The sequence below is a fragment of the Streptomyces sp. NPDC001617 genome (assembly GCF_053596855.1).
In genome coordinates this window covers 107,974-120,717 of the sequence record NZ_JBSFHA010000005.1, presented here as the reverse complement: position 1 = coordinate 120,717, position 12,744 = coordinate 107,974, and the positions used below count along the sequence as shown (strand labels likewise).

Genomic DNA, 12,744 nt, shown 5'->3' with positions numbered 1-12,744 from the left:
CTTCAGTGCTGCGGTATGTGGAGACGCTTGGCGTCCAGGCCGTCTACGTCGTTCATGTCGATGGTAGGGCCCCCCGATTTGCTGAACGGCCGATACGTCACCGTGGACGGGGGGTCATCGGACAGCCGCCAGACCTCGATGTTCCCCTTGGGTGTCGCCTTGATCTCCGGCTCACCGAGGCGCTCGAACAGTTTCTGACGTGTCTGCTGCAGTTCTTCCTCGGTCACCATGCGTACGCCCTTGGCGTCCTCCTCGCCAAGGAGGTTCCCCTGGTCGTCCGACATGACGTCGCGAACCGCCTTCGACCTGTCCTCGTAGGACTTCGGAAGCCCCCCGTCCTCGGAGTCGTCCGCGGGCGGTTCGTCGTCGCCACCTCCGGTCGGAGGCTCGTCTCCGCCCCCGCCTCCGCCGCTGCCTCCGCGTCCGCCGACGCCGGCCGGTTCTCGGGCCTCCGTCTCGGAGAGCTCTCGTTCGAGGACCTGGCTGACCTCGGTTGTCTCGGCGTCCACCGCCTCGATCTCGGGTACGCCCTCCGCGGCGGCCTGGAGGGAGATCTCGATGTCCGCGATCATCTCGGTGCTGATGGAGGTGACCGCCGCGTCGAGCGTGACCTCGACATCACCGAGGATCGCGGCGGCCTCCGCCCCGTCAAGGGCTCCGGCGGCGGCGTCCGAACCCCCGCCGGTGAAGACGGTGAGCAGCACACCGGCCGCCGTCGTCAAGCCGATGGCGATACCGGCCTCGGCCAGCTTGGACTCGGTCCGACTGTGCGCGTCGTCGATGGCCTGAGCGAAGGAGTCGCAGGCCTTGGCGAGTTCGTCGCAGGCGTGCTTGGCGGTGGACAGCGGAGCCTTGCCGCCGTCCTGGCCGTCCTGCCAGATCCTGCCCCAGAACTCGGCCATCGCGTCGATGGAGTCGTCGGAGTTGTTCTCGGTGATGGCCAGCACGTGCCGGTGCAGTCCCGCGCCGAGGGTGTCGATGGCGGTGGACGCGGTCCGATACGCGTCAGCCGCCGCTCGCAGTCTGTCCTGGTGTCCGTTGGGCCAGTACTTGGCGATGGCGTCGGGCATGGAGGAGTCCCCGGGCCCGATCGCCGATGCCGGGTCCGGGTAGGTCACATCGGCGAACACCACCGGCGGCGAGAACTGGTCGGGACCGCTGCCGCCCGCCTGGGCGTTGGAGTGGTGGTCGGCCTTGAGGAAGTTGTTGGCGGTCGTCACCAGGCCGGTGGACGCCTGGCCGATCGCACGGGCGGAAGCGGACAGCGCGGTGAAAAGCGCCTTGGCCGCCGGATCGTACTTCGCACCGAACTTGTGCCCGTAGTCGTCGTTCCCGGCCATGCCTCCGGCGTTCTGAAGCGCCGAGTTCAGCGCGCTGGAGATGGAGTCGATGGTGTCCTGGCCGCTCGCGAAGTGCAGGCCGACGCTGTAGAGGTCCTCCGGATAGAGGTTGATCGGTCCGCTGCTGCCGCCGCCGTCCGCCGGGCGGCTCATCGCCCGCGCCACATCTGCACATTGGCGGCTCGCGCCTGCGCGTAGTTGCCGTGTGCCGTTTCGACGATCTTCTGCAGGCGGCGCAGCGTACGGTGCAGGTCGTGGGAGGCGGACTGCCACCGTCGGCAGTAGTCACCGAATGCGTCATGGGCGTCGCCCTCCCATGTGTCCGCTATTCGGCGTACGGCACCGTCCAGTTCGGTCAGGTGCTCCTGGAGCGCGTCGGCTATCGAGCCGATGTCCTCGGTGGCCTGAGCCAGCGTTTCGAATCTGACCGTGAGTTGCCCCGGCATCCGATCCCCCGTATCCGTCGACCACGTGAGGATGGCACGGTCGGGTATGCGGAACGGGTGCCGGCAACCGTTGCAATAGTGAAAACGTTCCTGGAATTGCCCATTGCTTGAGCTGTGGCTTACCTGGCGATGTGTTGCTGCGGCATGTCCGACTTCGCGGCCGCGAGGAAGGGGGCGAAGGCTGCCGCGGGGAAGGTGAGGGTCCCGTGGGCGGGGTTCTTGGAGTCGCGTATCGCTATGTGGGAGCGGTTGTTCGCGATTTCCACGCAGGAGTCGCCGTCGCCCGGGCCGGAGTAGGACGACTTACGCCAGTTGTCGGGGACCGTCATGGGACGCCTCACAGCTCATTCGTCAGCCTGTGGATCAAGTCGCGGGACCGTGCGGGGTCGAGCGACGCGGCCTCCACTTTACGGAAGAGCGTTCGAAAGGCGCCGAGTTGGGCCTCGGAGTCGATGAGGGCCGCGCCCTGAGGAGCGTCGCGCACCACGGTGTCCAGTTTGGGTACGGCACCCCCCGCGTAGGTCATGGCACTCGCCGAGCCGGCGAAGCCTTCCAGGCTGAAGGGGATGACACGTACGGTCACGTGATCCGCTTCGGAGCGTTCGAGCAGGCAGGTGAGCTGAGTTCGTGAGGCGGCTCGGTTGCCGACCATGATGCGCAGCGCCGCCTCGTGGATGACCGCCTCGTACGGTGTGGGGGTGGGGCCCTCCAGGATGACCTTGCGGTGCATGCGGTGGCGGACCCGCAACTCCAGTTCCTCGCTGGGGAGATCGGGGACGCGGTAGCCGTAGACGGCGCGGGCGTAGTCCTCCGTCTGCAACGGGCCGGGAATGAACAGGAACTGGACCTCGCGCAGGAACGTGGCGTGATGCTCCAACTCGGCCAGGTCGAGGAACGGCGTGGGCAGCAGGCCCCGGTACTCCTCCCACCAGCCACGCGTCCGATCGGTCGCCCACGAGACCAGGCCTTCGATGAACTCACCGTCTGTGCAGGAGTAGTTGGCCGCGAGAAGACGCAGTCTCTTCGCGCTCACACCCGTGAGGCCGGCCTCGATCTGGCTGATCTGTGCGGAACTCACCCCGAGCAGCGTCGCCGCCTCGCGGGTCGTGAGGCCTGCCGCGTCGCGGAGCCTCCGGAGCTCGACCGCCAGACGCATCTGGCGTGCCGTCGGCTCGCTCCTCAAGGCCATCGAATGTCCTCCCAACGCGCCTGCAAGCGCGACTCGTTCGGGGCTACGTTACGCGATCACCTTGCAAGACTTAAACGGATAGGTCTACCGTCGGTGACGCGACGCACACGCTGCGGCACCCCCGGGACCCCGGAAGCGCACCGCTCCGCCCTGCCAGGACGGCTGCGGCACTGCCACCGGCCTCCCGAAGCGAACCCCACCTCGAACCGGAGCTGACGCATGCCCGAAACCGAAAGCCAAGAGCCCTGGGAGTACACGCTGTACATCCCGAACGACCCCCGAGCCGTCACCGTCTGCCGCCGCACCCTCCGCCTGATCCTCACCCTGCACGGCCTGATCACCCTCGTCGACGTCGCCGAACTCCCCGCCACCGAGCTGGTCTCCAACGCCGTACGCCACACCAAGGGGCCCGTCGCCCTGCGCGTGTGCCGGTCGGCCGGAGTGCTGCGCATCGGCGCCTGGGACGCCGACCCGGAGCCACCTGAACCACCGAAGGCGTGGGAACAGGTCGGCGAGACAGAGGAGGACGGTCGAGGGCTGGCCCTCGTGCGGGCCTGTGCCGATCAGTGGGGTTGGCAGCCGCTGGCCAGGCATGGGCGTCGGGGCAAGTATGTGTGGTGCGAGTTCGCCTCCGCCTGAAGGGCGGCGCCTTGAGCGGTGCCCCGGCGGCCGGCCTGCCACTACCGCAGATACGGATTACCGTACGGCCCCGGCGGAACCGGCCCGCCCCCGTACCCCGCCTGCTTCGGGGTCGGGTTGTCGAACAGGGCGAACAGCAGCAGGCCGGCCGCCAGGAGCATGGTCAGTACGACGGCCAGGCCGAGGAAGGGGTCGCCCTGACCGTCGCCGCGTACCACCGCCCACGGCAGAGTCACGCACTCGTAGAGCGCGAAGGCGGCGAAGGCGCCCCAGTCCGAACCCCTGCCGCGGCGGATCGCCACGTACAGGAAGGGCACCCATATCAGCAGGCCGCACGACCCCCAGGCGAGGGCCACCCATCCGATCCGCTGCCACCAACCGGCTTCCAGCCGTCGCGGACGTCTTTCCATGTCCAACCCCCCAAGGTCGAGGCAAGGCTAGGGCACCGGCCGTCGCGTGGGGGGTGAGTGGGGGAAGGCCGCTACTTCTTCAGTGCGCTACTTCTTCAGCGCGGCGACGATCCGCTCCGTCAGCTTCCTCGCCGTAGCCGCCCCGTTGTCGTGTCCGTCCGTCGACAGCACGCTGACGACGTTCGTGCCGACCCGGGCGGCGATGAGGGTGGTGCCGTTCTCCCAGGAGCTGTCGGTGAGCGTGAGGGCGTACGCGCCGTCGCCCAGACCGGAGGCCGCCGCGCCCGCGACCTTCACCTTGGTGTGCGTCTGGTCGTCGGTGAAGGTCGCGCAGGAGGCGGCGAGGTGCTCCACGTCGGTCAGGACGGTCGCGGCGGTCGTCCCGCGGTAGGTGTCGATCTCCTGGGCGATGTCCTGGGAGGTGTTCTGGTTCACGTAGTCGTTCTGCGCGAACGACACCCCGGCCACCCCGGTGACGGCGATCCAGCTGGTGCCGTCCAGCTTGGCGCAGTCCGTTTTCGTGGTGGCGGGCGCCGTCGACGGCTCGCCGTAGGTGGAGCCGGAGTCACGCGCGCCGCTCGGGTCCACGGCGAATCCCTTCGCGAAGAACGACGCCGGGGCCAGGGCCTTCTTGAGCTGCGCTCCCGTAGCCAGACCGGCGTTCGGGTCCTTCGCCGCGGCCGGCTTCGCGCTCGCCTTGCCATCACTGGTGTCGGAAGAGGACGAGCAGGCCGTCAGGGCGGTGAGGGCCAGGGGGAGGGCGGCGAGAGCGAGGGCCTTGGCGGCCCGGGTGGTGGTGAACATGGGGTCGGACACTAGGTCCCCCAGGATGTGCACAGGTCACGCACAAGTGATGAACGGCCATTCGAATCGCCAAGCGTTCGTCAAGCCCGCGCTCGCGTACGGAATTTGCCCGGCCCGCGTTCCCTGGGTCAGGAGTTTTTGCCGTGCCGTGAGGGAATCTTGTGACGATCCAGGGGCTCCGTTTCCCGAACGCAAGGGCGGCATCGGTTACGTTGCGATCCGCTCATGGTGTCCAACTTCCGTGTGCGCGGAAACAGTTCCACGCAGGAGTCGTACGGCCGTCGCCGTACCGCCTCACCGTGCCGGACTGGCGCCGCTTCAGGGCACCTGCGGAAACTTTCGTCGGACGTGTACGGGTCGTCGTACATGTCCGTTTGTCATGAACAGGGGTGGGGATGGCCGACCATCGGCAGTCGAAGAAGCGCAGGTACATCTCGTGGGGCGTGGCCGGTGCCGTCGTCGTCGCGGGCGGCGGGATCGCCGCGACGACCTCGATGGCGGCCACCACCTGGCCCGCGCAGAAGACCTTCACGGGCCGCGCCTTCGACACCTGTGCCGCGCCGTCCCTCTCCGCGATGAAGGCCTGGCACACCGGCTTCTACGGCGCCGCCGCCGTCTACATCGGCGGCAAGAACCGCGGCTGCAGCCAGCCCAACCTCACCGCGTCCTGGGTCAAGTCCGTCAGCACGGTCGGCTGGAAGCTCATCCCGCTCTACGTCGGCTCCCAGCCGTCCTGCGGCTCCGGCGGCTCGGTGAAGATCAGCGCCTCCACCGCCGCCGCCGTCGGCAAGAGCGAGGCGGACGACGCGGTGTCGAAGGCCTCGGCGCTCGGCATGAAGGCCGGCAGCCCGATCTTCCTCGACATGGAGGCGTACGACACCACGAACACCTCCTGCAACAACGCCGTGCTGACGTACGTCCGCGCCTTCGACAAGGAACTGCACGCCAAGACGTACCGCACCGGCTACTACGGCTTCACCAGCTCCAGCGCCAAGGCGATCGCGACGGCGACCGACAAGACGGACCTGCCGGGCAACCTCTGGTACGCGCTGTGGGACAAGACCAACACGACCACCTCCGACTGGCCGTGGGGCAGCACCCAGTTCACCGGCCACAGCCGGGGCCACCAGTACATGGTCAACAGCAAGGAGTCCCGCGGCGGTTACACGATCACCGTGGACCGCGACGCGTGGGACGGCCCGGTCGCCATCACCGGCTGAGGACGGATCCGAAGGCCGACCGAAGGGCGAGGGCTATGAGGATGCCGAGGCTGGTGGAGAAGGCGTTGAAGCTGCCTGCCGCGCCGGTGCTGCGACTGCCCGCCGTGCGTGCGGGCTTCGCCGCGCTGCCGGTGGTCAGCCTGGGCCTGCTCTGCCCCGTACCGTCCCTCGTCCTCGCCCTCCGGCGCCGCACCCGCGCCGACTGGCTGGTCTTCGCCGGCTTCAGCGCGGTCCTGGTGGCCTGGCTCACCGAACTCGCGCTCACCCCGGACGACACGCACGGCGCGCTGTTCGGGGTGGACCTGCTGTTGATCACGCTGTCGATGGCGGGCGCCTCCGCGCACGCGTGGAGGGCGTGGCCCCGGCGCGCGAGCGGACGCGAGCGCCGGTGGATCGGCACGCGCGCCGGCGCCCCGGCGCTCGTAGAGGCGCCCACGCGGACAGGGGGCGCGGTGGGCGCGGATGCGGCAGACGTGGGACGCATGGGCGTCGACCAGGAGGCCGGCCTGGTGGCCGAGCGCGTGGAGGAGTAGCACTACATGGTCAAGCAGGTCCGGCAGGTCACGCGGACACGGCCGGTCCGGGCCGGAGGGACGTCGCGGCTCACCGCCGTGGGGCGCGCGGCGGTGGCCGGGCTGCGCTCGCTCGGCGGTCGCAGCCTCACCATGATCGGTACGGCGGTCGCGGTCGCCCTGGCGACGATCGTGACGGGGTTCTTCCTCTACCGGCACGACAGCGGCCGTCCGCCGATCCCCGACACCCGGGCCCGCCACTACACCGAGACCGACGCGTGCCTGCTCACCGACCGGCACGGCATCAACGCCAAGACCGCCGCCACCGTCTGGCAGGGCATGCAGGACGCCTCCCTCGCCACGCACGCGCGCGTGAGCTACTCCTCCGTGACCGGAGAGCAGAGCACCGCCAACGCGCGCCCCTTCCTCAACGCCATGCTCCAGGGCTCCTGCGAGGTCGTCCTCGCGGTGGGCGACCCCGAGGTGAAGGCGGCACAGGAGGCGACCCGACGGTATGCGAAACTGGGCTTCGTGCTCGTGGGCAGCGACAGCGGCAGCAACACCGACCATGCCAGTGGCGGCAAGGGCAAGACCGGCACGGACAACGTGGCCTGGGTGCCTGTAGACGACGGACTGCGCTCCGGTGTGGCCGCCGCGGTGAAGCAGGCGGTGAACGCGTGGGGCTGACCCCCGAGCACACCGCAGAGGCGTGCCGGTGCCCGAAGTCCGGATGAATCGTTGGTCCAATGGGTTGGCCCCAGCCGTCCCACTGCCTACCATCGATCACCGCAAGACTTTGTGCACCGTCGCACAATCTCCTCGGGAGGCTTCCTTGCACCGCCGCCGTCGCACCGCGCTCCTGCTCACCGCCGCGATCGCCGTCGCGGCCCCCCTCCTCACCGCCTGCGGGAGCGAGGCGCATCCCGGCGCGGCAGCCGTCGTGGGCGGCCAGCGGATCACCGTCGCGCAGCTGGAGAGCCGCGTCAACGAGGTGCGCACGGCACAGCGCGCGGCCGTGGCGAACGACGCGCAGTACAAGCAGGCCGTCGCCCAGACCGGCAGCCTCACGCGGGACACGCTCCACAACATGGTCCTGGACCGGGTGCTGCACCGTGCTGCCCAGGACGAGGGCGTGAGCGTCACCCCCAAGGAGATCCAGCAGATGCGCACCGGCCTGGAACAGCAGGTCGGCGGCTCCAAGGCCCTCGAGACGGCCTGGCTCCAGCAGTACGGCGTCGCCCCCGAGCGCCTCGACGACAACCTCCGTCTCCAGCTCGAGGCGCAGAAGCTCGCCCAGGCCCTCGGCACCGACACCAGCAAGCCGGCCTTCTGGAGCGCCCTCTCCACGGCCTCCAAGGAACTCCACGTCGACCTGAACCCCCGTTACGGCGCCTGGGACGTCCAGAAGAGCAGCCGCGTGGACGCGAAGACGCCATGGGTGCGGGAAGTCACGGCGACGGCCTCGCAGGGGACGGCGTAACGGTACGGCAGCGCACCCGACCGCCCTGTGGATAACTCGCGGGGCTGTCGGGGACGTGCGTTAGCTTCGAACCGTGAACGCAACCAGCCCCGACCGCGCCCCCGACACGGCCTCCGCCTCCGGCCGCATCGTCCTGCTCACCACCAGCCACCGCGTCGCACCCGGGCTCCTCTCCTGGCCCGCCTGGCAGACCCTGCGCGCCGCCGACCGCGTGCTGTGCGCGGCCGGCACCCACCCGCAGCTGCCGTATCTGCGGGAGGCGGGCATACGGGTCGAGGAGGCCGCCCCCACGGCCGAGGAACTGGTTGCCCTCTGCTCCGAAGGCCGCACCGTCGTGGTCGTCGCCACGGGTGAGGGCGAGCCGACCCTGACCGACGGCCTCGCCCGCCTGGCCGGCTCGGGCCGCCTCCACATGCCCGAACTGGAACTCCTCCCCGCCTCCTACGACCTCCCCGGCGCCCGCCTCCTCGACCTCGTCCAGGTCATGGACCAGATCCGCGCCGAATGCCCCTGGTCCTCCCAGCAGACCCACAAGGGCCTCGCGAAGTACGGCATCGAGGAGGCGTACGAACTGGTCGAGGCGATCGAGGAGGGCGACCGCGAAGAACTCCGCGAGGAACTGGGCGACGTCCTGCTGCAAGTCGTCTTCCACTCCCGCATCGCCGAGGAGGACCCGGACGAGCCCTTCTCGATCGACGATGTGGCGGGAGGCATCGTCGCGAAACTCATCCACCGCCACCCGCACGTCTTCGGCGACGAGACGGCGTCCACACCGGAGGAGGTGAAGGAGCACTGGCTGCGCACGAAGGCGATAGAAAAGCAACGCGAGTCGGTGACCGACGGCATCCCCCTCGGCCAGCCGGGTCTGGCACTGGCGTCGAAGCTTGCGTCGCGGGTGCGGACGGCGGGACTTGAGGTGCCACTGCCTCAAGGGGAGGGCCTTGGCTACGAGTTGCTCGCGCTGGCGGTGCGGGCAGAGGCGGAGGGGTTGGATCCGGAGGCGGCGCTGCGGGTTGCTGCGCGGGCTTATCGGGATGCCGTACGGGCTGCTGAGGGGCTGTCTGCTTAGTACGGTTGAGGCAACGGGTGGGTGCGAAGTCCGGGGGCAGCCGTGGCAACAGACTTGTTGGTGTTGAGGGATGCGCTGCTGCGTGCGGTCGACCGTTCGCCGTACGCAGCGCAGGACATAGCGAATCTGCTGGATCTGGCGGGCCATCTCGGACTCGCGGCCGCCATGTCGCAACGCCAGGACAGGGCGCGCGCAGAGGCAGTACTGAAGCCGGGTTTGCTGGGTGAGCTGTGCAGAGCGCACCCCCAGGTCTTCGCATCGCTGGAGGAGATCGCCAGGCTGCAGGGCGCACCCACGCCGACCGGAACCACCTCCACCGTCACAGCTGGCGGTCCCCGCTCCATTGCCGCCAGCGGCAGCATCGGCGTCGCCATCACCGGGGACAACAGCACCTACGTCGCCGGTGACCACGTCGACTTCGGCAACAGCGACTTCCGCGACCGGGTCGTCGGCGTGCAGCACAACCACCACTACGGCGCCGCCCCCGCTCCGGTGGAGTGGCGGCCGGTCGACGACGTGGGGGCGCTGGAGTTCGGGGTACGACGGACTCGGCAGGTGGCGGGGCTGCCCGACGTGCCGCCGTACGCGCCGCGCGACTGCGACGAGGAATTGCGCGCTGAGCTTGCTCACAGCGGCCTGGTGCTGATCCTGGGGGAGCCGTGTGTGGGCACGTCGTACACGGCGTGGCAGGCGGTGCGTTCGCTGGCGGGCCACCGGATGTACGCCCCCGACCGAGGCGAGGACCTGCGCGCTCTGCTCCCCTCGCTGAAGGGGCAGCCCGGTAAGTACGTCGTCTGGCTCGACGCGTTGATCGACCACCTGGGCGACGGAGGCCTCGACCCCCGGCTGCTGGTGCGGTTCACGAGCCTTGGCGCCGTCCTGCTCGGCACGATGCGCCCCGGCGCGTACTACGGGCGCCGCACCGGCACCGAGCCTGCCGAACTGGTCATCGCCGCAGCCCGCGCGGTGAAGCTGGGGCGCGAGTGGAGTGAGGCCGAGTTGGAACGGCTGGCCGCGCTCGATGACCCGCGCGCGTATCCGGCGTACATGTGGAGCGGCGGGGAGGGCGTCGCTTCCTACTTCGCCGTCGGACATCACCTGTTCGACGAGTGGCGCCGGGCGGGGACCCAACTGGAACATCCGCGCGGGCAGTTGCTGGTCCGGGCGGCCGTCGATCTCGCGCGGTGCGGGGTCCAGGGGGCGGTGTCCGCCGAGCTGCTCAGGAGGGTTCAGGAGCAGTACAGGGCGGAGGAGCGGGAGTCGTTCGAGGACGCGCTGGCCTGGGCGACGACCCCGATGTTCGGCGTTTCGGGCCTGCTGGTGGAGGGCGAGCAGGAGAACACCTGGCGTGCCTACGGAGCGCTGGTCGCGGAGGCAGTGGGGTCGGGCGACCTGGAGTCGGTGCCGGACGAGGTGTGGTGGACGCTGCTCGACGCGACCCGAGAGGAGGGCTCGGGGCTCGACTTCCCCGCCGTACTCGAAGCGGCTCGCACCGCGCTGCAGCCCAGGATCGAGTCGGGCTCCCCGGCGGTGGCGCTCGGCTTCGCCCGGTGTACCGAAGGCGAGGAGCGGGAGCAGTGGCTGCGCCTCGCGGTGGATGCGGGGGACCTGTCGGCGGCGGTCGAACTGGCGCAGGCCCTGCGGGACCGTGGTGACGAGGACGGCGCGCTGCGGCACCTGGAGCGGGCGGCGGGGGCGGGGAGCCGGAGCGCGGCGGCGGCACTGGGCAGCCTGCTACGGCAGCGCGCCGAGCGCTGGCTGCGCAGGGCGGCCGAGGCGGGGCACGGGCCGGCGGCGCGCGAACTGGGCGACCTGCTGGCCGGAGTGGGGCGTGAGGGCGAGGCGATCCGTTGGTATCGCAAGGCGGCCATGGCGGGTCATGGAGAGGTCGGCGGGAGCCTGGGCGCACTCCTCATCCGATGGAACAGGCCGGGGGGCGAGGACTGGCTCCGCTGCGGGGCCGCATGGGGCGACGCGCGTGGCGCAGGTGAACTGGCTGTGAGTCTTGGCCGGAAGGCCGACCGCGACCAGCCCGAGATAGACCGCCTCCACGAACAGGCGATAGCGGGCGGAGACACGGACTCCATACGCAACCGCGCTATCTGCCGGGAGCGGGAGGGCCGGCTGGACGAAGCGCTGCACTGGTACCGCGAGGCTCTCCGAGCAGGAGTCACGGACACCGAGCAGGACATCGCGGAGGTGCTGGAGAAGCAGGGTAAGACCGCGGAAGCCGGGGAATGGCTTCGCAAGGCCGCCGAGGTGAATCCCCCCGACCTCCTCGAACGCCTCCCGGCGCCACCCGTCACCGCCCCCGCCCCGGATACCGTCAAGGAGTGACCACCCACCCCACCCCCGACACCCCCACCCCCGACCTATTCACCTGGGAGTTCGCGACAGACCCCTATCCCGCCTACGCCTGGCTCCGGGAACACGCCCCCGTCCACAGGACGACCCTCCCCAGCGGTGTCGAAGCCTGGCTGGTCACCCGGTACAAGGACGCCAAGCGGGCCCTCGCCGACCCTCGCCTCTCCAAGAATCCGGCGCACCACGACGAGCCCGCGCACGCCAAGGGGAAGACGGGTATCCCGGGGGAGCGCAAGGCCGAGTTGATGACGCACCTCCTCAACATCGACCCGCCGGACCACACCCGTCTCCGGCGCCTGGTCTCCAAGGCCTTCACGCCCCGGCGCGTCGCCGAGTTCGCCCCCCGCGTCCAGGAACTCACCGACCACCTCATCGACCAGTTCGCGGCGAAGGGCGAAGCCGATCTCATCCATGAGTTCGCCTTCCCCCTCCCCATCTACGCGATCTGTGATCTGCTCGGCGTCCCCCGCGAGGACCAGGACGACTTCCGCGACTGGGCCGGGATGATGATCCGCCACCAAGGCGGCCCCAGGGGCGGGGTCGCACGGTCCGTCAAGAAGATGCGGGGGTATCTCGCCGACCTCATCCACCGCAAGCGTGAAGCGCTCCCTGCGGATCCCGCCCCCGGCGAGGACCTCATCTCCGGTCTCATCCGCGCCTCCGACCACGGCGAGCACCTCACCGAGAACGAGGCTGCGGCGATGTGCTTCGTGCTCCTCTTCGCGGGTTTTGAGACCACCGTGAACCTCATCGGCAACGGCACCTACGCCCTCCTCACCCACCCCGACCAGCGCCACCGCCTCCAGTCCTCCCTCGCCGTCGGTGAACGCGGCCTGCTGGAGACGGGAGTCGAAGAGCTCCTCCGGTACGACGGGCCCGTAGAACTCGCCACTTGGCGGTTCGCCACCGAGCCGCTCAGCATCGGCGGGCAGGACATCTCGACCGGCGACCCGGTGCTCGTCGTGCTCGCAGCCGCCGATCGGGATCCAGACCGGTTCGCCGAGCCAGACACCCTCGACCTCTCCCGCCGCGACAACCAACACCTGGGATACGGGCACGGTATTCACTACTGTCTGGGCGCTCCGCTGGCCCGACTTGAGGGGCAGACCGCGCTCGCCACACTCCTCACCCGGCTCCCTGATATGCAACTCGCCGCCGATCCATCAGAGTTGAGGTGGCGCGGCGGGCTCATCATGCGCGGACTGCGCACGCTTCCGGTCGAATTCACCCCAGTTGGCTGAATGTGTCCGCCCAGACAAACATGACACGCG

The 12,744-nt window shown here is 69.8% G+C and carries 14 protein-coding genes; 8 read left to right on the top strand and 6 right to left on the bottom strand.

Annotated features, from left to right (window positions below; translation table 11 throughout):
* Window positions 1-2: 2 nt before the first annotated feature.
* The 4 genes from ACWC09_RS05985 to ACWC09_RS05970 form a co-directional block, all read right to left on the bottom strand.
* The gene (locus ACWC09_RS05985; RefSeq protein ID WP_450848922.1) at window positions 3-1,493 is read right to left on the bottom strand and encodes a WXG100-like domain-containing protein; all 1,491 of its coding nucleotides are present in this window, start codon (window positions 1,491-1,493) and stop codon (window positions 3-5) included.
* A complete protein-coding gene (locus tag ACWC09_RS05980) occupies window positions 1,490-1,786 on the bottom strand; it encodes a WXG100 family type VII secretion target (RefSeq protein ID WP_450848920.1) in 297 nt (98 codons plus the stop codon). Before ACWC09_RS05980 ends, ACWC09_RS05985 begins: the two co-directional genes overlap by 4 nt.
* Before the next feature lie 119 nt (window positions 1,787-1,905).
* The gene (locus tag ACWC09_RS05975; protein WP_450848918.1) at window positions 1,906-2,115 is read right to left on the bottom strand and encodes a DUF397 domain-containing protein; all 210 of its coding nucleotides are present in this window, start codon (window positions 2,113-2,115) and stop codon (window positions 1,906-1,908) included.
* Window positions 2,116-2,123: 8 nt separating this feature from the next.
* The gene (locus ACWC09_RS05970; protein ID WP_450848916.1) at window positions 2,124-2,975 is read right to left on the bottom strand and encodes a helix-turn-helix domain-containing protein; all 852 of its coding nucleotides are present in this window, start codon (window positions 2,973-2,975) and stop codon (window positions 2,124-2,126) included.
* A gap of 219 nt (window positions 2,976-3,194) precedes the next feature.
* Here ACWC09_RS05970 and ACWC09_RS05965 point away from each other — a divergent pair, with 219 nt between their 5' ends.
* Entirely contained in the window at window positions 3,195-3,614 is a 420-nt protein-coding gene (locus tag ACWC09_RS05965; protein ID WP_450848914.1) for an ATP-binding protein, read from the top strand.
* A gap of 41 nt (window positions 3,615-3,655) precedes the next feature.
* On the opposite strand, the gene ACWC09_RS05960 is transcribed toward ACWC09_RS05965, so the two are convergent.
* Window positions 3,656-4,024 carry a hypothetical protein gene (locus tag ACWC09_RS05960; protein WP_450848912.1) on the bottom strand — a complete coding sequence of 123 codons (369 nt, stop codon included), beginning with the start codon at window positions 4,022-4,024 and terminating at the stop codon, window positions 3,656-3,658.
* An 87-nt stretch (window positions 4,025-4,111) separates the two neighbouring features.
* Entirely contained in the window at window positions 4,112-4,828 is a 717-nt protein-coding gene (locus tag ACWC09_RS05955; RefSeq protein ID WP_450848910.1) for a hypothetical protein, read from the bottom strand.
* A 395-nt stretch (window positions 4,829-5,223) separates the two neighbouring features.
* Between ACWC09_RS05955 and ACWC09_RS05950 the strand changes: the two genes are divergently transcribed.
* The 7 genes from ACWC09_RS05950 to ACWC09_RS05920 all read left to right on the top strand — a co-directional run bounded on the left by ACWC09_RS05950 (window position 5,224) and on the right by ACWC09_RS05920 (window position 12,714).
* Entirely contained in the window at window positions 5,224-6,048 is an 825-nt protein-coding gene (locus ACWC09_RS05950; protein WP_450848908.1) for a glycoside hydrolase domain-containing protein, read from the top strand.
* Between the two features lie 35 nt (window positions 6,049-6,083).
* Complete coding sequence (locus ACWC09_RS05945; RefSeq protein WP_450848906.1) at window positions 6,084-6,581, top strand: hypothetical protein; 498 nt, start codon at window positions 6,084-6,086, stop codon at window positions 6,579-6,581.
* 6 nt (window positions 6,582-6,587) lie between these two features.
* Window positions 6,588-7,247, top strand: a complete 660-nt coding sequence (locus ACWC09_RS05940) for a hypothetical protein (RefSeq protein ID WP_450848904.1) — start codon at window positions 6,588-6,590, stop codon at window positions 7,245-7,247.
* Between the two features lie 145 nt (window positions 7,248-7,392).
* Window positions 7,393-8,040, top strand: coding sequence for a SurA N-terminal domain-containing protein (locus ACWC09_RS05935; RefSeq protein WP_450848902.1), 648 nt, complete (start codon window positions 7,393-7,395; stop codon window positions 8,038-8,040).
* Between the two features lie 73 nt (window positions 8,041-8,113).
* Window positions 8,114-9,109, top strand: coding sequence for a nucleoside triphosphate pyrophosphohydrolase (locus tag ACWC09_RS05930; protein WP_450848900.1), 996 nt, complete (start codon window positions 8,114-8,116; stop codon window positions 9,107-9,109).
* Window positions 9,110-9,151: 42 nt separating this feature from the next.
* On the top strand, window positions 9,152-11,446 hold the full coding sequence (locus ACWC09_RS05925) for a hypothetical protein (protein WP_450848898.1): 2,295 nt from the start codon (window positions 9,152-9,154) through the stop codon (window positions 11,444-11,446).
* The gene (locus ACWC09_RS05920) at window positions 11,443-12,714 is read left to right on the top strand and encodes a cytochrome P450 family protein (RefSeq protein ID WP_450848896.1); all 1,272 of its coding nucleotides are present in this window, start codon (window positions 11,443-11,445) and stop codon (window positions 12,712-12,714) included. Before ACWC09_RS05925 ends, ACWC09_RS05920 begins: the two co-directional genes overlap by 4 nt.
* Window positions 12,715-12,744 lie beyond the last annotated feature (30 nt).

Bases quoted from the DNA above. Each gene is read 5' to 3' on its own strand.
- ACWC09_RS05985 (WP_450848922.1), bottom strand. From the start codon at position 1,493: ATGAGCCGCCCGGCGGACGGCGGCGGCAGCAGCGGACCGATCAACCTC.
- ACWC09_RS05980 (WP_450848920.1), bottom strand. From the start codon at position 1,786: ATGCCGGGGCAACTCACGGTCAGATTCGAAACGCTGGCTCAGGCCACC.
- ACWC09_RS05975 (WP_450848918.1), bottom strand. From the start codon at position 2,115: ATGACGGTCCCCGACAACTGGCGTAAGTCGTCCTACTCCGGCCCGGGC.
- ACWC09_RS05970 (WP_450848916.1), bottom strand. From the start codon at position 2,975: ATGGCCTTGAGGAGCGAGCCGACGGCACGCCAGATGCGTCTGGCGGTC.
- ACWC09_RS05965 (WP_450848914.1), top strand. From the start codon at position 3,195: ATGCCCGAAACCGAAAGCCAAGAGCCCTGGGAGTACACGCTGTACATC.
- ACWC09_RS05960 (WP_450848912.1), bottom strand. From the start codon at position 4,024: ATGGAAAGACGTCCGCGACGGCTGGAAGCCGGTTGGTGGCAGCGGATC.
- ACWC09_RS05955 (WP_450848910.1), bottom strand. From the start codon at position 4,828: ATGTTCACCACCACCCGGGCCGCCAAGGCCCTCGCTCTCGCCGCCCTC.
- ACWC09_RS05950 (WP_450848908.1), top strand. From the start codon at position 5,224: ATGGCCGACCATCGGCAGTCGAAGAAGCGCAGGTACATCTCGTGGGGC.
- ACWC09_RS05945 (WP_450848906.1), top strand. From the start codon at position 6,084: ATGAGGATGCCGAGGCTGGTGGAGAAGGCGTTGAAGCTGCCTGCCGCG.
- ACWC09_RS05940 (WP_450848904.1), top strand. From the start codon at position 6,588: ATGGTCAAGCAGGTCCGGCAGGTCACGCGGACACGGCCGGTCCGGGCC.